Below are 20,708 nucleotides of genomic sequence, written 5' to 3' on the forward strand. Positions count from 1 at the left end.
GAAAAAGGGGGCAGTAGAATCGGGCGCCTCCTTCTGCCCGAACTTCCGTGACCACTCCCAGCGCTGCCTCCCGTCATCTCCCGGGGCTCGATTTGCTTCGAGGCCTCGCGATTCTGCTCGTCATCACGTGGCACTACCCGAAGGTCGGGGCCCCCGAGGCGTTCCTCACGCTCTCCAGGGTGGGGTGGACCGGCGTCGAGCTGTTCTTCGTGCTCAGCGGCTTCCTCATTGGCGGCCAGCTCCTCGAGCCCGTGGCACGCAGCGAGACGCCGTCCCTGAGCCGCTTCTACCTGCGCCGCGCCTTCCGCATCCTGCCCAGCTTCTGGGTGGTGCTGGCCGTCTACTTGTTCCTGCCTTCGCTGCGCGAGCGAGCCCTGGAGACGCCCGCGTGGCGCTTCCTGACGTTCACCCAGAACTTCGGCCTGCACTTCAACGCGTTCTCCCACGCGTGGTCGCTGTGCGTGGAGGAGCACTTCTATCTGGCCCTCCCGCTGCTCGTGCTGATGCTGCGGCGCGCTCGGGCAAGCTCCGTCGTGGTGGGCGCGGTGCTGCTGATGGTGCTCGGCGCCGGGGTGCGCAGCGCCCTGTGGCAGCACTTCTTCGCGAACCTGGATGAGTCGTCTCCCGCGTGGCGCGACTACGACACGCTGCTCTACTACCCGACCTATGCGCGCCTGGATGGCCTCACGTGCGGCGTGCTGCTCGCGCTCGCGCGCGTGTACCGCCCCGCCTGGTGGGCCCGCGTCACCGGCACACCGTGGATACCTGGCGCGCTGGGACTCGCGCTCCTCGCGCTGGCGGCCTGGGTGGGAGAGGTGCGCGTGTCATGGGTGTCCACCGTGTTCAGCTTCCCGCTGTACTCGCTGGGGTATGCCTGCGTGCTGGTGGCGATGGCCAGTCCGGCGGCGTCCCGCGTCCTCGGCCGCGTGCCGGGACTCCCGCTCTTCGCGACGCTCGCCTTCACCGTCTACCTCACGCACAAGATGGTGATTCACGCCGTGCATGACGCGCTCGCGCCCCATGGACTCGGGGCCTACGACGTCGTGACGGTCCTCGCGTGCGCGCCCGCCATCCTCGCGACCGCGTGGCTCCTGCACCGTGGGGTCGAGCGCCCCATGCTCCGCATGCGAGAGTCCTTCGAGCGCGCCATCGGCCGCGCGCGCATGCCGTCCCTCGGAACCCCCACCTCCTGATCGAGGTCCCATGTCCCCGTCCGCTGGTCGCCCCGCGCTCCTCCTCGCCCTCCTGGGGCTCGTCGTCCTCCTGCCCCGGGCGAGCGAGGCACAAGGCGCATCGCGCCCCCGGGCGAGGGACCTGGGCATCCCCTTCGGGGGACAGGCAGGGCCCCTGGACGCCATCACGGACGTGCCCGGCGTGGAGGTGGGGCACGTCACGCTCAAGGCCGGCAAGGTGCGCTCGGGCGTCACCGCCATCTTCCCGCTCGGCAGGGACGCGGTGGCGCGCCCCGTCTTCGCGGCGACGCACTCGCTCAACGGCAGCGGCGAGATGACCGGCACGCTGTGGATCAAGGAGTCCGGGCTGCTGTCGGGCCCGGTGATGCTCACCAACACGAACGGCATCGGCGCGGTGCGCGACGGCGTGATTGCGTGGGCGCAGCAGCGCGACCTCGCGTGGGACCTGGGGCTTCCGGTCGTCGCAGAGACCTGGGACGGCTTCCTCAATGACATCGACAGCTTCCCCGTGAAGCGCGAGCACGCGCTCCAGGCCATGGACGCGGCTCGCCCGGGTCCCGTGGCGGAGGGCTCGGTGGGCGGCGGCACGGGGATGATCTGCCATGGGTTCAAGGGCGGCATCGGCACGGCCTCGCGCCAGCTCGCGGAGGACGCGGGCGGATACACCGTGGGCGTGCTGGTGCAGTGCAACTACGGCAGCCGACGCCTGCTGTCCGTGGCGGGCGTTCCCGTTGGCGAGGAGCTGGCCGACCTGCTCCCCTGCTACACCGGAGACACCGCGCCCAAGGGCCCCTTCACCGCGAAGCTGCGCCCGTGCTCGCAGCGCGCCAGCACCGCGGCCCCCCTGCCCGAGGGCCAGGGCTCCATCATCGTGGTGGTGGCCACGAACGCGCCGCTGCTCCCACATCAGTTGGAGCGGCTCGCGCGCCGGGTCCCGCTGGCCATTGGCAAGATGGGCGGGCTCGGTGAGAACTACTCGGGAGACATCTTCCTCGCGTTCTCGACGCAGGCCGCGATCCCTCCCGCGGGCGCGCCCGTCGCGACCGTCAGCATGCTCGACCACGAGCGGATCAACCCGCTGTTCGAGGCCACGGTGCAGGCCACCGAGGAGTCCATCCTCAACGCGATGCTCGCCTCGGACACCATGACGAGCGCGCAGGGCACGCGTGTGTATGGCCTGCCCGTGGACCGCTTCGTCGGCGTGATGAAGAAGCATGGACGCGTGAAGGACGCGCCCGCTGCGGCGACTCGCTGAGTCCAGCGCGAGGACGGCTCACAACGTCCCGCGCAGCCCCGCCCGCAACGCGTCCAGCAGTCCGGGAGGATCTCCCTTTCGCAGGGCCGCGATGCCCGCCTCGAAGTCCGCGCGAGCACCGGCCGCATCCCCCGAGCGAGCGCGCAGAACGGCCCGCGCCTGGAGCAGCTCCGCGTCCACTTCATCGCCGGTCTGCGAGGACAGCGCCGCGCTGAGGTCTCGAATGGCCGCCTCCACCTGCCCCAGCCGCGCCCGCGCGCCAGCCCGACGCTGAAGCAGCCAGGCGTTGCCTGGGTCCTCCGCCAGCGCGAGCGTCCAATCTCGCTCGGCCTCGGTGAGCCGGTCGAGCGCTTCCAGGGACTCGGCGCGCTTCATGTAGAGCACGAGCGGTTTGCGGAACCCGCCGGACTCCGCGGTGTCGAAGCCCGCGACCGCTTCGGCGTGGCGCCCGAGCCGCGCGAGCATCAGCGCATGGTGAAAGCGCGTCGCGAGGTGCCCTGGCGCCAGCTCCAGCACGCGCTCGAACCCCACGAGCGCCTCGGCGGGAGCCCGGCCCCAGACCCCGAGCGTCAGCGCCAGCTCGATGAGGACGCGCACTTGGTCCGGATGGGCCTCGGCGAGCGCGCGGATCCGTCCAAGGGCCTGGGCATAGCGCCCACTGCGCCGGAGGCGATCCACCTCCCGCAGCGGCTCGGACAGCTCTCGTGGCCAGGCCTTGCGCCCGTTGTGCTCCATCGACTCGCGCTCCCAGGTGGATGCGAGGCGACTCGTTACCAGCCCCGGCTGCACACAGCCACCGTCGATACGGCCGCGTCGACCGGGGCGGGCCCCGCCGTTGGAGGCGGCGCGGGCCCCACCCCGGCGCACGGCGCCCGGTCCAGGCCCCCCGACCTGCTCCGGCCCCCCCGGCGTTATCGAGCGATGTCTGTGCCCCCGGCACCGCCACGGATGCGCGGCGTCGGGAGTCGATGGACAGGGGCCACTGCAAGGACGGGGCCTCCAGGAGTCCCGAGGGACTCGGACGCCCGGGCGGTGGCGCCGTGGCGCCGGATGTCACAGAGCCAACAGTGCTGTTGCTCGAAAGGTCACAACCCGGCACGTGGCGCACGGCGGCACCGCGTCCGCCAGGAACGCGCGAGCGTCCGAGCTGAACGCATGCCCGTGACGTTCGGGAGGGATGACGCGGTGCGTGTGTCGGAGGATGTCAGCGACCGGACGACCTGAGCAGCCGAGTCAGCTCGCGATCCAACGCCGCGGCGAACTCCTGGCGGTCCTTCGCGGAGAAGCCGCTGGGGCCGCCGGTCATCACCCCGCTCTCGCGCAGCTCCTGCATGAAGTTGCGCACCGAGAGGCGCTCCTGGACGTTCTCCTCGGTGAAGAGCTCGCCCCGCGGGTCCAGCACCACCACGCCCCGAGGGACGAGGAGCGCGGCGAGCGGGATGTCCTGAGTGACGGCCAGGTCCCCCGCCTCGGCCGTGGCGGCGATGTGGCGATCGGCCACGTCGAGCCCGGCGCCCACCTGCACGCTCGACACCCACTCGGAGCGCGGCAGGCCGAGCGGGCGGTTGGCCACGAACACGGCAGGCACCCGCAGGCGCTGAGCCGCCCGCACGAGGATCTCCCGCACGGGGCCCGGACAGGCATCTGCATCCACCCAGATTCGCATGAGCCTGTCATTGTCGCAGGGTTCCCCAAGACTGGGAGCCCGAGGAGACAGCCCCATGCACAATCCCGAGACACCGCCGGACCCGCCCGCCGAGCCAGCCCTCGACACCGAGGCCCCCGCGGATGCGCCCCGGGTGGGCGGCGGCAAGGTGGACCTCGCCCTCGGCGTCCTCAACGGCGTGGTCGGGGACTATCTCCACGCGAACGACAATGGCCTCGCCATCTCCATGGCGCTGCACCACGAGGGCACGCCCGTGGCGCTCACCCGCGAAGCGCTCCAGCGCGCCTATCCGCGCGCGACGGGGCGGCTGGCGCTGTGGGTCCACGGCCTCGCGGTCACCGAGTCCATCTGGGCCTTTCCGGGCGACGCGACCCGCACGTACGGCGCGATGCTGGAGCGCGACGCGGGCCTCACCCCGCTCTATCTCCGCTACAACACCGGGCTCCACGTCTCCGAGAACGGGGCCGCGCTCGCGCGCCTGCTGGAGACGCTCGTCACCGAGTTCCCGGTTCCCATCGAGGAGTTGGTGCTGGTGGGGTACAGCATGGGCGGGCTCGTGGTGCGCAGCGCCTGTCACGTCGCCGCGCGGGACACGCTGACGTGGCTCTCGTACGCGCAACGCGCGCTCTATCTCGGCGTGCCCCACCTGGGCAGCCCGCTGGAGCGCGTGGGCAGCGTCGTGTCCTGGGTGCTGCGCACCATCCCCAATGCGTACACGCGGCTGGTGGCGGACGTGGCGGACCTGCGCAGCAACGGCGTGAAGGACATGGGCTACGCGAACCTGCTGAGCGAGGACTGGCAAGGAGCCGACCCCAACGTGCCGCTCCAGAATCGCCGGCACCCCGTTCCGCTGCTGCCCACCATCGCCCATCACCTCATCGCCGGAGCGCTGTCGAGTGACGAGCGCAACTGGGTCTCCCTGCTCTTCGGCGACGGCATCGTCCCCGTGTCGAGCGCGACGGGCCGCGCGAAGCCCGAGGATCGCAGCCCCGTCTTTCCTCAGGAGAACGTGAAGGTGGTGAGCGCGATCGACCACGTGGCCATCGCCCACCACGAACAGGTGTATGTCCTGATTCGGGAGTGGTTCGCTCCGGAGGCCCCATGAAGCGCTGGCGAGGATTGAAGGACCTGGTGCAGGACGCCGTGGACCACGGCGCGACGGCCATCGAGAAAGTGCACCGCACCAGCGCGGCGACCCCGTTCCAATTGCTGGAGCAGGTGCCCGGCCTCGAGCGGCCCGCGCGCGTGGCCCACGGCCTTCATGACCTGGCCCTCTCCGGCTCGTACGGGATGGTTCGGCTCGTCACGCGGCAGGTGGGCAAGGCGATCGATCAGGTGCTCGACGTGATGGAAGCGCCCTCGGCGTGCGAGCCCTGAACGCCATTACCTCGCGCGTCATCGCGGCGGTTCGGCCTCCTGCGTACAAGACCCCCATCGGCGCGACGGAAAAGACCGCGCGCCGAAGCGTGAACCTTGTCACCCGAGGACCCTCCCCATGACCACCCACGAGCTGACGCAGATCATCGACCTCTACTTCACCGCCTGGAACGAGCTGAACCTCGAGCGACGCGCGGTGCTGATCGCCCAGGTCTGGGACAAGGAGGGCCGGCTCATCGATCCGCCCCTCGCGTCGAGCGGACACATCGGCATCAGCGAGCACATCAGCGCGCTGCACTCGAAGTTCCCGGGCCACACGTTCCGGCGCTCCAGCGGCATCGACTCGCACAACGGGCAGATCCGCTTCGCGTGGGAGCTGATGACACCCCAGGGCACCGCGATGCTCACCGGCATGGACGTGGGCGAGCTCACGTCCGAGGGCAAGCTGCGCCGGGTGGCGGGCTTCTTCGGCCCGCTGCCTGAACTCACCCAGGCGTGAGCCCCACGCTCACGCGACGACGGCCGCCGCGAAGTGACAGTGATCGAACGCGCGGTAGCCGTCGGTCCGCCCCGCGAAGTAGCGCTCCTGGATATCGGCGGGCGTGAGCTGCTCGCGCGCCGTCAGCCCCACCGCGCGCAGCAGCGCAGGCAACTCCGCGGCATCCAGTCCCGTCCGCATCGGCTCGCCCGCCTGGCGCACCGCCGCCAGCAGGCGCTGCGCCCGCGCCGAGGCCCGCTCCGGCACGAAGGCGTCCGTGTCCAGATGATCGAACACCACCGTGCTGCCCCGCGCCGCCACGGTGGCGATGGACCGCAGGGTCCGCAGCACGCTGTCGCGCGACAGATAGTAGGTCACGCCCAACCAACTGAAGAACGACGGCACGCGCGAGTCGAAGCCCGCCTCGCGCAGCACGTCCTCGAGCGCGTCGCGCGAGAAGTCGATGGGGACGAAGCGAAGCAGCGAGGGCACAGTCCATCCGGCCCGCGCCACGCGCCGCCGCATGTCCGCCTGCGTGACGGGGTGATCCACCGAGAACACCATCACGTGGCTGGCGGACTCGGGGCACCGGAACGCGAACGTGTCCAGCCCCGCGCCCAGGATGACGTACTGCGAGATGCCCTGGGGCAGCGAGGCCAACAGGAGCGACTCGGTGTAGCGCGCCCGAGACAGGGTAATGGAGGCACCGAGCGCCCGCATCGAGCGAGCCAGCGCGACGGACGGATCCATCCCGGGCACCCACTCCTCCGGCGCGAAGAACGCGACCGCCGAGCCCAGGTGCTGGCTGAGGGTCCCCCACTCCTCGGGCGCGAACAGCTGCGCCGCCAGGGAGTCATCAAAGATGCGGGGCGTGTCGTTCCGGGCGTGGTGCGCGCGGGTGAATGCGCTGATGAGCGCCGTGACGCTCGGCGTGGATTCGCTCATGGGTCGGCTCCTCGGGAGCGCGAGACAGGCCTCGCGCAGGCACCTTCGAGTAGCACCCGGACTTCGAGCAGATCAACAAAACATCAATAATTTCGACACCTTACACCACTCGACCCCATCCTGTCAAGCCCGCCCCGGACGAGGCGCTCACGACGGCGGCATCGGCCCCAGGTAGTCGAGCGGCTCCACGGGCTTGCCGTCCACGCGGACCTCGAAGTGGAGGTGCGGCCCGGACGTCTTGCCAGACTCGCCCACCGTGGCGATGACCTGGCCTCGACGCACCTTCTGCCCCGTGCGCACGCGCAGGTCGCGGTTGTGGGCGTACAGGGTGATGAGCTGTGCCGAGTGCTCGACGATGGCGATGAGCCCGTAGCCCTTCTGCTCACCCGCGTAGAGCACCGTGCCTTCCTGCGCGGTCTTCACGGGTGTACCCGCGGGCGCCGCCAGGTCCACGCCGTCATGCGGCTCCTTGCCCTTCTTGCCGAAGCGGCCATACAGCACGCCCTTCAGCGGCCAGTCGAGCAACCCTTGGGTCGCCACGCGCGGACGCGCGGACGCCGAACCGGGCCGCCCCGACAGCACGCGCCCACGCGCGGGCGGGGGATCCTCTCGCCGCGCGACTGGAGGACGCGCACGACGCGGAGAGGACACCGGCGCGGTACCGGGCGAGGACAGCACCAGCTCGGGCTCCTCATCCGAGTCCACGTGGCCCGAGGACTCCATCTCCACCGGGCCAGACTCGGTGCCGGGGATGGTCAGCTCCTGCCCCACCGAAATCGCGCGCGCGTCCGAGATGCCATTGGCCTTGGACAGCTCCTCCACCGTGAGGCCGTACGTCTTGGCGATGCGGTACATCGTCTCGCCGGGCGCCACGGTGTGGCGCATGGCCACCAACTCGGGCTCCACGTGCGCGGGACGCAAGGCGAAGGGCAGCGGCGCCCCGGTCGCCCGCATCCCCTTCCCCGACGCCTCAGTCGCCTCGGGGAGGACACCGTCCCCCAGTCCACTGGAGGCCCGGGTCCCCGCGCAGCCGCCCATGAGCGCGGCCACGAGGAGGACCCGGAGCACGTGCTCCGTGCGACTGGTGCCCCGCCCCGGCAAACTCAGGCACCGTCCGGGTCGTGCCGCTGGAAGCCGTCCAGCGTCCAACTCGTGAGGCCTGCAATGCGCCCGTGGTCGGTCAGGTCCAGGTGCAGCGGCGTCACCGACACGCGCTTGTCCAGGTGCACGGCATTGCAGTCGCTGCCCTGGATGTCCTCGTGTTGGTAGTCCGTGCCGCCAATCCAGTAGTACTTCCGGCCGCGCGGGTCCTCTTTCTCCACGACGTCATATCCGTAGGAGTGACGGCCCAACCGCGTGACGATGTAGCCGTCCGGCTCCACGCCGCCGGGGATGTTCACGTTGAGGAGCATCCGAGGCGGCAGCGGGCGAGACAGCGCGGACTGCGCCAGCGACCGGGCGAAGCGCGCCGCGGGCCCGAAGTCGAACGGCCCCCGGGACACGAGGCTGAACGCGATGGACGGCACCCCGAGCTGGGCCGCCTCCATCGCCGCGGCCACCGTCCCTGAATAAGTGACGTCGTCCGCCAGGTTCGAGCCGTGGTTGATGCCGGAGACCATGAGCTGAGGACGAGCATCCTTCAGCAGGTGCACCAGCGCCAGATACGAGCAGTCCGTCGGGGTGCCGTCCACGGCGAACCACCGCTCGCGCACCTGCTTGATGCGCAGCGGCCGGTGCAGGCTGATGGCGTGGGACGCGGCGCTCTGCTCGCGGTCAGGCGCCACGACCCACACTTCCCCCAAGGGGCTCACGGCCTCGACGAGCGCATGGAGTCCCTCAGAGAAGTAGCCGTCGTCGTTGGAGACGAGGATGCGAGGAAGAGGAGCGCTCACGGCTCACTTCTTCTTCTTGGCCAGGGAGCGCATCGCGCCCATGCCCGCGTAGCGCGCACCGGCGCCCAGCTCCTGCTCGATGCGCAAGAGCTGGTTGTACTTGGCCACGCGATCCGAGCGCGACGCCGAGCCCGTCTTGATCTGCCCGCAGTCGAGCGCCACGGCCAGGTCCGCGATGGTGGTGTCCTCGGTCTCGCCCGAGCGGTGGCTCATGATGGACGTGTAGCCCGCCCGGTGCGCCATGCGCACGGCGTCGAACGTCTCGGTCAGCGAGCCAATCTGGTTCACCTTCACCAGGATGGAGTTGGCCACGCCGCCCGCGATGCCACGCTCCAGGCGCTCCACGTTGGTGACGAAGAGGTCATCGCCCACGAGCTGCACCTGATGGCCCAGCGCGTCCGTGAGCTTCTTCCAGCCGTCCCAGTCGTCCTCCGCCATGCCGTCCTCGATGGAGACGATGGGGTAGCGCTCGGCGAGGCCGCGGTAGTACTCCAGCAGGCCCTGGGCGTCGTACTCCTTGCCCTCGCCCTTGAGCTTGTACTTCTTGGACGCCTTGTCGAAGAACTCACTGGCGGCCACGTCCAGCGCGAGGAACACCTGCTCGCCGGCCTTGAAGCCCGCCGCGTCGATGGCCTCCATGATGAGCTTGAGCGCCTCCTCGTTGGCCGGGAGGTCCGGGGCATAGCCTCCCTCGTCGCCCACGCCCGTGGCCAGCTTGCGCGCCTTGAGGATCTTCTTGAGCGCGTGGAACACCTCGGCGCCCCAGCGCAGGCCCTCGGCGAAGCTCTTCGCGCCGGCGGGCACCACCATGAACTCCTGCACGTCCACGCGCGTGTCCGCGTGCGCGCCGCCGTTGAGGATGTTCATCAGGGGCACCGGCAGCGTGCGGGCCTGCAGGCCGCCCACGTAGCGGTACAGGGGCAGCCCATGCGCCTCGGCCGCCGCGCGCGCGCACGCCATGGACACCGCGAGGATGGCGTTGGCGCCCAGCTTGGACTTGGTGGGCGTGCCATCCAGCTCCAGCATGCGCTGATCCACCGCCACCTGATCCGCCGCGTCCTCGCCGATGAGGGCCGGGGCCAGCGTCTCCATCACGTTGGCGACGGCCTTGCGCACGCCCTTGCCCAGGTAACGCCCCTTGTCGCCGTCGCGAAGCTCAATGGCCTCGTGCTCGCCCGTGGAGGCCCCTGACGGCACCGCCGCGCGGCCCCGAGCCCCTCCCACCAGCTGAACCTCCGCCTCCACGGTGGGGTTGCCACGGGAGTCGAGCACTTCACGCGCCAGGATTTGAGCGATCTCAGTCATAGGCCTCCGGTTCTAGAAGGACATACCGGAGCGGGCAAGCACGCTCACGCGAGGGGCTGCTACACTGTCCACCCGCCGAATGCCTCCTCCCAGTCGCCGCGCCCGCGCAGGGCCTGATCCACTCCCCGGGCGCCGGGGCCGAGGCGCCCTCATGGGCCTGGCCGTCGGCAACGCCCTGGCCGTCCCCACCGCGGGGCGCGCGCTCTACGCTCCGGCCTTCCCCCAGCTCACCGACGGCACCTATCAAACGCTCGTGGGCGGCGGCCCTCACGCCTTGCGCAAGGGCCAGGTGACGGAGCCCACCCAGTTGGCCGTCTGCCTGGGCCTGAGCCTGCGCGAGCTCAAGCGCTATGACGCCCTGGACGCGCTGCGCCGCTATCGGGCGTGGCAGCCCCACGCCATCGCCGTCAGCGAGGCCATGAAGGAAGTCCTGGACGAGTGCCAGGAGTGCGCCCCGCCCTTGGTCTCCGGCGCGGGCCGGCGCGTGTGGGTGCGCCACTTCCGCAAGTCCACCGACGCGGGCGCGCTGGCGCGCACCGTGCCGCTCGGCGTCTACCTCGCCCGGAATCCCCAGGCGCGCACCCAGGCCTCGCTCGAGGACTCCGCCCTCACCCACTTCGCCCCGCTCAGCCAGCTGGCGTGCGCCGCCCTCAACGCAACCATCGCCCACGCGATGACGGGCGGCGCCGACCTCCAAGCCGAGGACCTCATCCCCGCGGCGGAGTCCGGCCTCTCGCTGGCAGGCGCCGCCCTGGGCCGCGCTGAGCCGGATGCCATCCAGGACATCGCCGCCGCGGCCGCCGCATTGCGGCAGGATCTGGAGCTGGCGCGCCGGGACGATCCCCAGCTCTACGGCCCCGAGGTTCACCTGCACCGCCCAGCCCACCACGCGGTGCGCGCCGCCTTCCGGCTCGCTTTCTGGGAGCTGCTGCACGTGCCCTCATGGGAGGGCGCGCTCCTGGACGTCATCCACCGAGGCGGCGACACCGAGGTGCATGCCGCCGTGGCGGGCGCCCTCCTGGGGGCCTTCCATGGCGACGAGGCCATTCCGCAGGACTGGCGGCGGATGGTGCTGGAAGTCCTGGCGCAGTCCCGAGGGCCCCTGTGGGACGTGTACCACCCGCGCCACCTGGTGACGCTGGCGCTCTAGGCCCGCCCAATGCGCGACGCCCGCGCGAGCGTCCCGGGGGACACTCAGCGCGGGCGTTGGAACACACCGAGGCCCTGGGGCCACGGCGACTCGCTTCAGACGCAGAGGTCGATGACGACCACGCCGCGCGAGGGCTTCTCGTTCTCGGTATCCGTCTTCCGATGCGGCCGGTCCTCGGGCATCGGCAGCGGCAGTTCCGCCACGGGTCGCTCGTATTCCTCACGGCGCAACCGCTCGCGGCGCTTGATCTCTTCGATGATGAAGGCGTCGAGCATGGGTTCGGTCTCTCCCTCAGCCTACGTACCCCGATGTACGCCCGCCGTCCCGCCCCAATACCAGTTCCAGATGCGTCAGATGCAAATTAAGAACCCTGGTTCCTCTCTAGGCACGCCGGAGCCATCCTGCATGGTTGCCCGTCCGCCAACCGACATCCCAGCCAGGGAGACCGTGGCGAGAATGTCAGGGGCCGCGCAACCTTCTGCGGATTCTAATAGCGCCGTCGCGGCCCGCAAGCAGCCCAACCCGCGGGCAAAGCCCAGCGATTCAGGCAGGCCCCTTCACGAGGAGGGGGCCCGCCTGCACGCTCGCCGGACACCGGGGTGGGAACGACTCAGGGCGCTTCCGCGCGGCGCTTGAAGGCGTCCAGCATCTTGGGCAGCGAGGTATCCACGAGCGCGTTGACGATGGACTTGGGCACGAACGCGCCCAGGGCCATCTCCACGTTGTACGTCGCGCGCGTCTTGCCCTCGCCCTCCGGCTCGAGCACCCAGCTGCCCCGGTTGTCCTTCATGACCTCGCCCTCGACGAAGGTCCAGGACATGCGGCGGGGGCGCTCCTCGGTGACGCGGATGGTGTAGCGGATCCGCTTCATCACCTCGACCTCGTAGTGCACCTCCACCGTGTTGCCCTGGCGCTTGGACGTGCTGACCTTCTTCACCTCCGGCAGGAAGTCCGGGTAGCGATCGAAGTTCATGACGACGTCGAAGACCTTCTCGACGGGGGCATTGATGGTGATGGTCCGCGTGGCGCCAGCCATGGATGACTCCGGGATGCGAGGGTGTGGGACGGATTACAGAGCGTAGCCCGGCTTCTTGTCGAACTTGTGCAGGGACTGGATGAAGCGAACGGTGCTCGTCTTGCTGCGCATGACGACCGAGTGCGTCTCGCAGCCGCCGCCGAAGAAGCGCACGCCCTTGAGGAAGTCACCGGTGGTGACGCCCGTGGCGGCGAACATCACCTCGCCCCTGGCCAGCTCCTCCGCCGTGTAGATACGGTGGATGTCGGTGATGCCCATCTTCTTCGCGCGCTCGATCTCCCCCGCGTTGCGCGGCACGAGCCGGCCCTGCATGTCACCGCCCGTGGCGCGGATGGCCGCCGCGGCGATGACGCCTTCCGGCGCGCCGCCAATGCCCATCAGCACATCCACGCCCGTGCCCTCGAAGCACGTGGCGATGGCGCCGGCCACGTCACCGTCCTCGATGAGCCGGATGCGCGCGCCCGCGGCGCGGATCTCCTTGATGAGGTCCGCGTGGCGCTCGCGCTCCAGCACCATCACGGTGAGGTCCTCGACGTAGACCTTCATCCGCTCCGCGATGGCGCGGAGGTTGTCCGTGGGGCTCTTGGTGAGGTCAATCGCGCCTCGGGCGCGCGGACCGACCACGAGCTTCTCCATGTACGTGTCAGGGGCGTTGAGCAGGCCACCCTGGCTGGCCATGGCCACCACGGAGATGGAGCCCGGCCGGCCGTAGGCGCACAGGTTGGTGCCCTCCAGCGGATCCAGCGCGATGTCCACCGCGGGCGCGCCCTCGCCGCGCTTGCCCACCCGCTCGCCGATGTAGAGCATGGGCGCCTCATCGCGCTCGCCCTCTCCGATGACGACCGTGCCGTCGATCTGCAGCGCGTCGAAGGCGCGGCGCATGGCGTCCACCGCGACCTGGTCCGACTCGTTCTTGTTGCCGCGGCCCATGAGGCGAGCCGAAGCGATGGCCGCCATCTCGGTGACGCGCACGGCCTCCATTGCCAGGTTGCGATCCATTGTGGTGCTCCTCGTGTTTCAGAGAATCCGGTGGGACGTCGGGTTCGGAAGTCGCGGGGTCAGGCGTCGGGCGGCAGCAACCGGTTGATGGCTTCGGGCATGCGGGTGGGCCGGCCGTCGCGCCCCACACAGGCATGCTTCGTGCGGCCCAGGCACAGCAGCTCCGGCGACTCGCCGTCGCGCAGCAGCTCGTAGGTGAACACGAGGGACGCGCGCCGCAACTCGCTCAGCGTCGTGCGGATGACGAGCAGATCGTCATAGCGGGCGGAGGCCTTGTACTGGGCGCTCGCCTCCACCACGGGCAGCATCAACCCCGAGCGCTCGAACTCGCGGTAGCTGCCGCCGTGCGCGCGGAAGAACTCGCTCCGAGCGAACTCGAAGTAGCGAAAGTAGTTCGCGTAGTACACGACACCCATCTGGTCCGTGTCGCCATAGATGACGCGCAGCCGTGCCTCGACCATGTGTGGGGCGCCCATATCAGGGAGCCCCGCCGTGTCCAAGGACGCCGGCCGTTTGATGGTGGCTTCTGACCATCCCCCTCCAAGGCCGCGCCTCTCGACAGCAAGGCCCACGCGCCAGAGCGGAGTCCCCCGCGGGGAGGCACCACGAAAAACGCGCCGCCATCGCTTGGATGACGGCGCGTCGTCCTGCGGTTCGAGCAGGGAGTGCAGGCGCTGGAGCGCCCTACCCCTGAGATGCCGCGGCGCGAGGCTTGCGCACGGCCTTCTTCGCGCCGGAGATCTCCAGCGACAGGTCCATCGCACGCGCCGAGTGCGTCAGCGCGCCCATGGACACGAAGTCCACGCCCATCTTCGCCAGCCGAGGCAGGCGATCCAACGTGACACCTCCGGAGACCTCGAGCGGGACACGCCCACCCGCGAGCTTCACCGCCTCGCGAATCTGTGCGTCGTCCATGTTGTCGAGCATCACCACGTCGGCGCCCGCCTCGATCGCCTCGGCGAGCTGCTTGAGCGTGGTGACTTCGATCTCGATCTTCACCAGCCGGGGACCATGGGCCTTCGCGCGACGGACCGCCTCCGTCACGGAGCCGCCCACCGCCGCGATGTGGTTGTCCTTGATGAGGATGCCGTCGAAGAGCCCGAAGCGGTGGTTGGTGGCGCCACCCAGCCGCACGGCCTCCTTCGCGAGCCCGCGCATGCCCGGCGGCGTCTTGCGCGTGTCGAGCACGAGGAGCTTCGAGCCGCGCACGGAGGTCATCGCCTGCTGCGCCAGCGTCGCGATGCCCGCGGCGCGCTGCACCAGGTTGAGCGCCGTGCGCTCGGCGGCGAGCAGGGAGCGAAGCCGACCGTGGACGCGCGCGGCGACCACCTTCGGCTTGATCTCCTCGCCGTCCCGCCGCAGCACCTCCACCTCCACCCGGGGATCGACCTTGTGGAAGACGCGGGTGAAGGCCTCCAGCCCCGCGAGCACCAGCTGCTCCTTGGCGAGCAACTCGCCACTGCCCTCCGCGTCGGCGGGGACCAGGGCCAGGGACGTGACGTCTCCCGCGGCCCCCAGGTCTTCGTCGAGCGAGAGGTCGATGAGTCGATCGAGGTAATCCTGCTGCACGTCTCCTCCTACCTACGAGCCTTGCCGGTCCGGGCCGGTGACTTGCCGCGGTTGACCTTCTTCGCCACGGCCTTCTTGGCCGGGGCCTTCGACATCTTCTTGGCCGGGGCCTTCTTGGCCGCCGACTTCTTCGCGGGCGCCTTCTTCGCCGCCGACTTCTTCGCGGGCGCCTTGGCCGCCTTCTTCGCCGCCGACTTCTTCGCGGGGGCCTTGGCCGAACTCTTCTTCGCCGCGACCTTCTTCGCGGGTGCCTTGGCCGCCTTCTTCGCCGCGGCCTTCTTCGCGGGCGGCTTGCCAGCCTTCCTCGCCGCGGCCTTCTTCGCGGGCGCCTTGGCCGCCTTCTTCGCGGGCGCGGCACGCTTCGGCTCGGCCACGGCCGGAGCTTCCGCCACGGCCGGCTTCGGCTCGGCCGAGACCTTCTTCTTCGCGGGAGCGGCCTTCTTCGGGGCGGGCGCCTCGCGCGCGTCGCCGCTCTCCTTGGCCCGGTCGAACTCGCGCATGGCGTCGTCGACGAGGCCCATGCTCATGTAGGCCACGCCCAGGTCATGGTGGTCCGCCGCGGAGAGCCCTTCCTTCGTGCCCTCGCGCAGCTTGTGGAGCGCCTCCTGGACCTGAGGATCTGCCGCCGCGGCCGTGGGCTCGCGGGTACTGGCTGCCTCTAATTCGCCCTTTAATTCCTGTCCCAGGTCCACCCCTCCCGCCGCCGGCTTGGCCTCGGGGGAAACCTTCACCTGGGCACTATCGGTGATGGGCTCGGTGCTGCCCATTGCAGACGCGGGTGTCTCCGACATGGTGGGCTCCGGGGCGATGCGCTGGAGGTGGTCCTGCAGCTTGGCCTTGCGCGCCTGGAGTTCCTCCACTCGGGCCTTGTCCTTCTCCACCACGTCGGGCGGAGCCTTGGCCACGAAGTTGGGGTTCTCCAGCTTGCGCAGCACGCCGGCGACTTCCTGCTCGGCGCGGGCAATCTCCTTCTTGATGCGCTCGCGCTCGGCATCCAGGTCCACGAGCCCGGCCAGGGGCACGTAGATCTCCAGGTTGCCACTCACGAACGCGGCGGCCTGCGCGGGCTTGGTGCCCGGCGGGCTCACCTGAACCTCGGACAGCCCGGCCAGCGGCATCAGGTAGCCGCGCCAGCGCTCGAGCAGCTCGCGCGTGCGGGCATCCGGGCTCTGCACCACGGCCTTCACCTTGGCCGCGGGCGACAGGTTGCTCTCGCCACGGATGGTGCGCAGGCCCTCGATGGCCGCCACCACCGGCGCCATCTCCGCCTCGGCGGACGGGTCCACCAGCGCCGCGTCCGGCTCCGGGTACGCCGCGATGCAGATGCTCGCCACCGGCCGAGTCATTGGCAGCTTCTGCCAGATCTCCTCGGTGATGAACGGCATGAACGGGTGCATCAGGCGCAGGATGCGATCCAGGCAGTACACCAGCACCGCGCGCGTCGTGTCCTTCGCCGCCGCGTCCTCGCCGTACAGCGAGCCCTTCGCCAGCTCGATGTACCAGTCGCAGAACTCCGCCCACAGGAACTGGTACAGCGTGGAGGCCGCCTCGGCGAAGCCGAACACCTCCAGCGAGGCGCGCACCTCTTCCGTGGCGCGCTGGAGCCGCGAGAGGATCCACCGGTCCGCCAGCGTCAGCGAGCGGCTGGACAACGGCCGGTCATCGAGCTGGAAGTCGCCCATGTTCATCAGGGCGAAGCGGCTCGCGTTCCACAGCTTGTTGCAGAACGCCTTGTAGCCACCCAGGCGGTCCATCGACAGCTTGATGTCGCGGCCCTGCTGGGTGAGCGACGCGAGCGTGAAGCGCAGCGCGTCCGCGCCGAACGCCGGCATGCCCTGCGGGAACTTGTTGCGCAGCGTGGGCGCGAGCGCATCCGCCTTCGCGCCGAGGATGACGTCCAGGGGATCGATGACGTTCCCCTTCGTCTTGGACATCTTCTCGCCCTTCTCGTCGCGCACCATCGCGTGCAGGTACACGGTGCGGAAGGGCACTTCCTTCATGAAGTGCAGGCCCATCATCATCATCCGGGCGACCCAGAAGAAGATGATGTCGTGGCCCGTCTCCATCACGGACGTCGGGTAGAACGTCTTCAGCTCGGGCGTCTCGCGCGGCCAGCCCAGCGTGGAGAATGGCCACAGGCCCGAGGAGAACCACGTGTCCAGCACGTCCGGGTCCTGCACGAACTGCGCGCCGCCGCACTTGGGGCACGCCGTCGGCTGCGAGCGCGCAACGATGGGCTCCGCGCGAGCGAAGTCCACGCCGCCCACCTTCACCGTGGGCGCATCGAGCGGGAGGTCTGTGTCATCGCCCTGCCGTGGGCTGCACGCCACGCAGTAGTACGCGGGAATCTGGTGGCCCCACCAGAGCTGGCGGCTCACGCACCAGTCGTGGATGTTGCGCATCCAGTGGAAGAACGTGTTCGTCCACGCCTCGGGGACGAACTTGGTGCGGCCCTGCTCCACCGCCTCGATGGCCGGCTTCGCCAGGGGCTCGATGCGCACGAACCACTGCGGAGACAGACGCGGCTCCACCACCGTGGCGCAGCGCTGACACGTCCCCACGTTGAGCTTGTGCGGCTCTTCCTTCTCCAACAGGCCGAGGAGTTGGAGATCCTCCAGCACCGCCTTGCGCGCCGCGAAGCGATCCATCCCCGCGTACTTGCCGGTGTCCTTCGACATCCGCGCCGCGTCATCCAGGATGGTGAGCATGGGCAGCTTGTGCCGCAGGCCCGTCTGGTAGTCGTTGAAGTCGTGCGCGGGCGTCACCTTCACCACGCCCGTGCCGAACTCCATGTTCACGAGTTCCGCGTCCGCGATGATGGGGATCTCGCGGTCGGTGAGCGGCAGCAGCACGTGCTGACCGACCAGCCCCTGGTAGCGCGGATCATCCGGGTGGACGGCCACCGCGGTGTCGCCCACGAGCGTCTCCGGGCGCGTGGTGGCCACCGTGAGCGAGCGGTCGCTGCCCTTCACCGGATAGCGGATGTGCCAGAGCGTGCCGGCCTTCTCCTCGTGCTCGACCTCCAGGTCGCTGAGCGCCGTGCGGCACGAGGGGCACCAGTTGATGAGCTTCTGGGCCCGATACATCAGGCCCTCTTCGTACAGCCGGACGAAGACCTCGCGCACCGCGGCCGAGGACTGCTCGTCCATGGTGAAGCGCTCGCGGCTCCAGTCCAGCGAGGCGCCCAGGTAGCGGTGCTGCTCGCCGATGCGGGCGCCGTACTTGCCCTTCCACGTCCAGACGCGCTTGAGGAACTCCTCGCGGCCCAGGTCGTGGCGGCTCTTGCCCTCGGACTTCTTGAGCTCCTTCTCCACCACCATCTGCGTGGCGATGCCGGCGTGGTCCGTTCCCGGCAGCCACAGGGCATTGAAGCCGCTCATCCGCTTCCAGCGGGTGAGGATGTCCTGGATGGTCGCCGTGAGCGCGTGGCCGATGTGAAGGCTGCCCGTGACGTTGGGCGGCGGCAGGACGATGCAGAACGGAGGCTTGGTGGAGGTGGCCTCGGCGCGGAAGTAATCGCGCTCCAGCCAGACGTTGTACCAGCGGGCTTCAACCTCACTGGGTTCGTAGGCCTTGGACAGTTCGGTGGTATCGGTCATCGCGAGCGGCCGGCCCTCAATGGGGCCGGCGGGGAATCAGTGGGTACTGGGGAACGTCAGTGCTGCGTTTCGCGGTCCTTGATGAGGCGCTCCAGCTCCTGACGGATGATGGTCTCCGCCAGCTGGGGAACGACCTCCCAGGCAATCTTCTCGATGACGTCGCGGGAGGCCTTGGACAGCGCCTCGCGCAGCAGGGCCTCTCCGCCATCGGCCGCCCGAGCGGTCGCGGCGGGCGCCGGGGTGCCCACGTCGAGCGAGATCTCCTCCGCGCCACTCGGCTCAGGCAGGGAGTCCTCGATGCTGATGCTCTCGACCGGAGCCGGACGCGCCGCCGCGGGCTGCCCCGCCGGCGAGCCCAGCCCGAACGGATCCCGAGCACGGGCCGCGGGAGGCGGCGCGGCGGGCGGCAGCGGCGAGCCCCCTGGCGGACGCGGGAAGCCCCCCGGGATGTTCGGAGCAGGAGCCCCGGGACGCGCGGCCATGCCCGGCGGAGGAGCCCCCGGAGCACCCGGACGCGGCGGCAGGCCCGCGCCACCCGGAGGCGGCGGAACTCCCGGCCCAGCGGGACGGGCACCCGCGCCCGGCGGCATTCCAGGCCCCGGAGGACGCGCACCCGGCGGCATCGCGCCCGGCGGCATTCCAGGGCCCGGAGGACGCGCGCCCGGCGGCATCGCGCCCGGCGGCATTCCAGGCCCCGGAGGACGCGCGCCCGGAGGCATCGCGCCCGGCGGCATCCCAGGGCCCGGAGGACGCGCGCCCGGAGGCATCGCGCCCGGCGGCATCCCAGGGCCCGGAGGACGCGCACCCGGCGCCTGCGGAACACCCGGACGAGGCGCGGCCACGGGCGCGGCGGCAGGGGCCGCGGCCGGCGGAGCGGCGACGGGCGTGGCAGACGGAGGAATCACGCGCGTGGCGGCAGAAGCGGGGATGGTGTTGGACTTCTGGCCGACCAGCGCCTTCACCTTGTCGAGCAGCACCTGGCTCTCGAAGGGCTTGGTGATGTGGTCATCGGCCTTGGCGGCGCGGGCGCGGCCCTCATCGAAGGCCTCGAAGGTGCCCGCCAGCAGCACGACCGGGATGCCCTGCGTGGAGGGATCGTTCTTGAGCGCCTCGCAGACTTCGTAACCGCTCTTGCCCGGCATCATCACGTCGGCGAGCACCACGTCCGGCCGCAGCTCGCGGGTGCGCGAGATGGCGTCCAGCCCATTGTCCACCGCGGTCACCTGGAAGTCCTCGGTCGCGAAGATCATCCCGATCACCTTCCGGATGGTGAGCGAGTCGTCGGCGACCAGCAGATTCTTGGGCATCGGTTCGGGCCTCGGGGGTGGCTTACCCCCTGAATTCGTTGAGATTTCAGACCCAGTCCGCCTGCCTGGCGGCCCGGTGTCAATCGGAGCAGCTTAGAATTCGCGCTCCAAGCCGATCAAGAAAACATGTGCTGCAGGTCCAGGAACATCACCGGCGCGGACAACCCGGGCGCGGTGAAACTCCCATGAGCCTCGGCGGGAGTGAAGCGCTGCATCACGCCGTGGACCCGGGAGGCCGTCAGTCCGACGCTCCTCCCGGCGAGTTCCGTCAGCACGAAGAAGGCCTCCGGCAACGCAGGCGCTCCCAGCAAAGCGGGAATCGAGCAGATGGGCCAGAGCACCTGGGCATGGGGGTAGATACCCGCCACGGGGCCACTTTGCACGGGCAGCACGCTGAACGAGTCCCCGCGCGGCACCACCTGGGACACCACGTTCAGCGGGACGCCAAAAAGCTGGCCCTGCGACTCGAGCACCAGCGAGCGGTCAGGCGGGGCCTCGGCCCAGTGCACGGGGCGCGGCGGCGCGGGCGCGGCGCGAGGCCCCACGCGGTGGGGCAACGCCTCGCAGATGAGCTCCAGGTACAGCCGCTCCTTGTGCATCACCGCGCCACGGCTCAGCGGTGCAAGGGAGTCCGCCAACCCCGGGGGCAAGAGGAAGAAGGGATCGCGCGCGACATCGGCGACCTCGACGACCGAGCGCACGCGCACCGCGAGCGTGGGGCTGACGTCCAGCACCACGACCATGCCGGGCGACTCCTCGAGCGCGCCCCCCAGCAGAGCCGACAGGTCCTTGACCTCCAGCACGCCGCGCAGGTTCGCGCCCGGGCCCCCGGGAATCGCGACCTCCATGACGGACGTGGCTTCCACCGCGTAGCGGGTCTCACCCGCCTCCACGAGGAGGCAGAGTCGGCGACCGCTTTCAAAGGGCAACACGACCC

The 20,708-nt window shown here is 70.2% G+C and carries 20 protein-coding genes; 6 read left to right on the forward strand and 14 right to left on the reverse strand.

The annotated features are described in order from the left end of the window. Positions 1-92: 92 nt before the first annotated feature. Together KRR26_RS19715 and KRR26_RS19720 are read left to right on the forward strand one after the other, a co-directional pair. Positions 93-1,193, forward strand: coding sequence for an acyltransferase family protein (locus KRR26_RS19715; RefSeq protein WP_120203415.1), 1,101 nt, complete (start codon positions 93-95; stop codon positions 1,191-1,193). A 10-nt stretch (positions 1,194-1,203) separates the two neighbouring features. Beyond that, positions 1,204-2,448, forward strand: a complete 1,245-nt coding sequence (locus KRR26_RS19720; RefSeq protein ID WP_217080543.1) for a DmpA family aminopeptidase — start codon at positions 1,204-1,206, stop codon at positions 2,446-2,448. An 18-nt stretch (positions 2,449-2,466) separates the two neighbouring features. On the opposite strand, the gene KRR26_RS19725 is transcribed toward KRR26_RS19720, so the two are convergent. Beyond that, a complete protein-coding gene (locus KRR26_RS19725; RefSeq protein WP_217080544.1) occupies positions 2,467-3,183 on the reverse strand; it encodes a tetratricopeptide repeat protein in 717 nt (238 codons plus the stop codon). A gap of 469 nt (positions 3,184-3,652) precedes the next feature. Further along, entirely contained in the window at positions 3,653-4,114 is a 462-nt protein-coding gene (locus tag KRR26_RS19730; protein WP_120203409.1) for a YaiI/YqxD family protein, read from the reverse strand. 55 nt (positions 4,115-4,169) lie between these two features. Here KRR26_RS19730 and KRR26_RS19735 point away from each other — a divergent pair, with 55 nt between their 5' ends. From KRR26_RS19735 to KRR26_RS19745, 3 genes are all read left to right on the forward strand, one after another. Then, positions 4,170-5,219 (forward strand): esterase/lipase family protein, encoded by a 1,050-nt coding sequence (locus tag KRR26_RS19735; protein WP_236068848.1) that lies wholly within the window; start codon positions 4,170-4,172, stop codon positions 5,217-5,219. Then, a complete protein-coding gene (locus tag KRR26_RS19740; protein ID WP_217080545.1) occupies positions 5,216-5,491 on the forward strand; it encodes a hypothetical protein in 276 nt (91 codons plus the stop codon). The genes KRR26_RS19735 and KRR26_RS19740 overlap by 4 nt, the downstream gene beginning before the upstream one ends. A 118-nt stretch (positions 5,492-5,609) precedes the next feature. Beyond that, positions 5,610-5,990 (forward strand): hypothetical protein, encoded by a 381-nt coding sequence (locus tag KRR26_RS19745; protein WP_217080546.1) that lies wholly within the window; start codon positions 5,610-5,612, stop codon positions 5,988-5,990. A gap of 9 nt (positions 5,991-5,999) precedes the next feature. Here the strand turns inward: KRR26_RS19745 and KRR26_RS19750 are convergent, their stop codons facing one another. The 4 genes from KRR26_RS19750 to eno all read right to left on the reverse strand — a co-directional run bounded on the left by KRR26_RS19750 (position 6,000) and on the right by eno (position 10,111). Then, the gene (locus tag KRR26_RS19750) at positions 6,000-6,914 is read right to left on the reverse strand and encodes a class I SAM-dependent methyltransferase (RefSeq protein WP_217080547.1); all 915 of its coding nucleotides are present in this window, start codon (positions 6,912-6,914) and stop codon (positions 6,000-6,002) included. Between the two features lie 147 nt (positions 6,915-7,061). Then, positions 7,062-7,952, reverse strand: coding sequence for a peptidoglycan DD-metalloendopeptidase family protein (locus KRR26_RS19755; RefSeq protein WP_217080578.1), 891 nt, complete (start codon positions 7,950-7,952; stop codon positions 7,062-7,064). 65 nt (positions 7,953-8,017) lie between these two features. After that, complete coding sequence (gene surE, locus KRR26_RS19760) at positions 8,018-8,806, reverse strand: 5'/3'-nucleotidase SurE (RefSeq protein ID WP_120203403.1); 789 nt, start codon at positions 8,804-8,806, stop codon at positions 8,018-8,020. Between the two features lie 3 nt (positions 8,807-8,809). Continuing rightward, on the reverse strand, positions 8,810-10,111 hold the full coding sequence (gene eno, locus KRR26_RS19765; protein ID WP_120203401.1) for a phosphopyruvate hydratase: 1,302 nt from the start codon (positions 10,109-10,111) through the stop codon (positions 8,810-8,812). Between the two features lie 79 nt (positions 10,112-10,190). On the opposite strand from eno, the gene KRR26_RS19770 reads away from it, so the two are divergent. Further along, complete coding sequence (locus KRR26_RS19770) at positions 10,191-11,261, forward strand: ADP-ribosylglycohydrolase family protein (protein ID WP_120203399.1); 1,071 nt, start codon at positions 10,191-10,193, stop codon at positions 11,259-11,261. A 95-nt stretch (positions 11,262-11,356) separates the two neighbouring features. Here KRR26_RS19770 and KRR26_RS19775 read toward each other — a convergent pair whose 3' ends face one another. From KRR26_RS19775 to KRR26_RS19810, 8 genes are all read right to left on the reverse strand, one after another. Continuing rightward, a complete protein-coding gene (locus KRR26_RS19775) occupies positions 11,357-11,536 on the reverse strand; it encodes a hypothetical protein (protein WP_120203398.1) in 180 nt (59 codons plus the stop codon). 335 nt (positions 11,537-11,871) lie between these two features. Then, positions 11,872-12,297, reverse strand: a complete 426-nt coding sequence (locus tag KRR26_RS19780; RefSeq protein ID WP_120203396.1) for a type II toxin-antitoxin system RatA family toxin — start codon at positions 12,295-12,297, stop codon at positions 11,872-11,874. A 33-nt stretch (positions 12,298-12,330) separates the two neighbouring features. After that, on the reverse strand, positions 12,331-13,296 hold the full coding sequence (glpX, locus tag KRR26_RS19785; RefSeq protein ID WP_120203394.1) for a class II fructose-bisphosphatase: 966 nt from the start codon (positions 13,294-13,296) through the stop codon (positions 12,331-12,333). Positions 13,297-13,355: 59 nt separating this feature from the next. After that, a complete protein-coding gene (locus KRR26_RS19790; protein ID WP_120203393.1) occupies positions 13,356-13,757 on the reverse strand; it encodes an acyl-CoA thioesterase in 402 nt (133 codons plus the stop codon). A gap of 223 nt (positions 13,758-13,980) precedes the next feature. Then, complete coding sequence (nadC, locus tag KRR26_RS19795; protein ID WP_120203391.1) at positions 13,981-14,865, reverse strand: carboxylating nicotinate-nucleotide diphosphorylase; 885 nt, start codon at positions 14,863-14,865, stop codon at positions 13,981-13,983. An 8-nt stretch (positions 14,866-14,873) separates the two neighbouring features. After that, positions 14,874-18,464, reverse strand: a complete 3,591-nt coding sequence (locus KRR26_RS19800) for a valine--tRNA ligase (RefSeq protein WP_217080548.1) — start codon at positions 18,462-18,464, stop codon at positions 14,874-14,876. A 56-nt stretch (positions 18,465-18,520) separates the two neighbouring features. Further along, complete coding sequence (locus KRR26_RS19805; protein WP_217080549.1) at positions 18,521-19,771, reverse strand: response regulator; 1,251 nt, start codon at positions 19,769-19,771, stop codon at positions 18,521-18,523. Positions 19,772-19,887: 116 nt separating this feature from the next. After that, positions 19,888-20,703: a chemotaxis protein CheW gene (locus KRR26_RS19810; RefSeq protein WP_120209747.1), complete on the reverse strand. Its 816-nt coding sequence runs from the start codon at positions 20,701-20,703 to the stop codon at positions 19,888-19,890. Positions 20,704-20,708: the final 5 nt, after the last annotated feature.

It is taken from the genome of Citreicoccus inhibens (assembly GCF_019039035.1).
Taxonomy (GTDB): Bacteria; Myxococcota; Myxococcia; order Myxococcales; family Myxococcaceae; genus Citreicoccus; species Citreicoccus inhibens.

Coding starts and splice junctions, on each gene's coding strand:
- KRR26_RS19720 (WP_217080543.1), top strand. CDS start 1,204: ATGTCCCCGTCCGCTGGTCGCCCCGCGCTCCTCCTCGCCCTCCTGGGG.
- KRR26_RS19725 (WP_217080544.1), bottom strand. CDS start 3,183: ATGGAGCACAACGGGCGCAAGGCCTGGCCACGAGAGCTGTCCGAGCCG.
- KRR26_RS19730 (WP_120203409.1), bottom strand. CDS start 4,114: ATGCGAATCTGGGTGGATGCAGATGCCTGTCCGGGCCCCGTGCGGGAG.
- KRR26_RS19735 (WP_236068848.1), top strand. CDS start 4,170: ATGCACAATCCCGAGACACCGCCGGACCCGCCCGCCGAGCCAGCCCTC.
- KRR26_RS19740 (WP_217080545.1), top strand. CDS start 5,216: ATGAAGCGCTGGCGAGGATTGAAGGACCTGGTGCAGGACGCCGTGGAC.
- KRR26_RS19745 (WP_217080546.1), top strand. CDS start 5,610: ATGACCACCCACGAGCTGACGCAGATCATCGACCTCTACTTCACCGCC.
- KRR26_RS19750 (WP_217080547.1), bottom strand. CDS start 6,914: ATGAGCGAATCCACGCCGAGCGTCACGGCGCTCATCAGCGCATTCACC.
- KRR26_RS19755 (WP_217080578.1), bottom strand. CDS start 7,952: ATGGGCGGCTGCGCGGGGACCCGGGCCTCCAGTGGACTGGGGGACGGT.
- eno (WP_120203401.1), bottom strand. CDS start 10,111: ATGACTGAGATCGCTCAAATCCTGGCGCGTGAAGTGCTCGACTCCCGT.
- KRR26_RS19770 (WP_120203399.1), top strand. CDS start 10,191: ATGCCTCCTCCCAGTCGCCGCGCCCGCGCAGGGCCTGATCCACTCCCC.
- KRR26_RS19775 (WP_120203398.1), bottom strand. CDS start 11,536: ATGCTCGACGCCTTCATCATCGAAGAGATCAAGCGCCGCGAGCGGTTG.
- KRR26_RS19780 (WP_120203396.1), bottom strand. CDS start 12,297: ATGGCTGGCGCCACGCGGACCATCACCATCAATGCCCCCGTCGAGAAG.
- glpX (WP_120203394.1), bottom strand. CDS start 13,296: ATGGATCGCAACCTGGCAATGGAGGCCGTGCGCGTCACCGAGATGGCG.
- KRR26_RS19790 (WP_120203393.1), bottom strand. CDS start 13,757: ATGGTCGAGGCACGGCTGCGCGTCATCTATGGCGACACGGACCAGATG.
- KRR26_RS19800 (WP_217080548.1), bottom strand. CDS start 18,464: ATGACCGATACCACCGAACTGTCCAAGGCCTACGAACCCAGTGAGGTT.
- KRR26_RS19805 (WP_217080549.1), bottom strand. CDS start 19,771: ATGCCCAAGAATCTGCTGGTCGCCGACGACTCGCTCACCATCCGGAAG.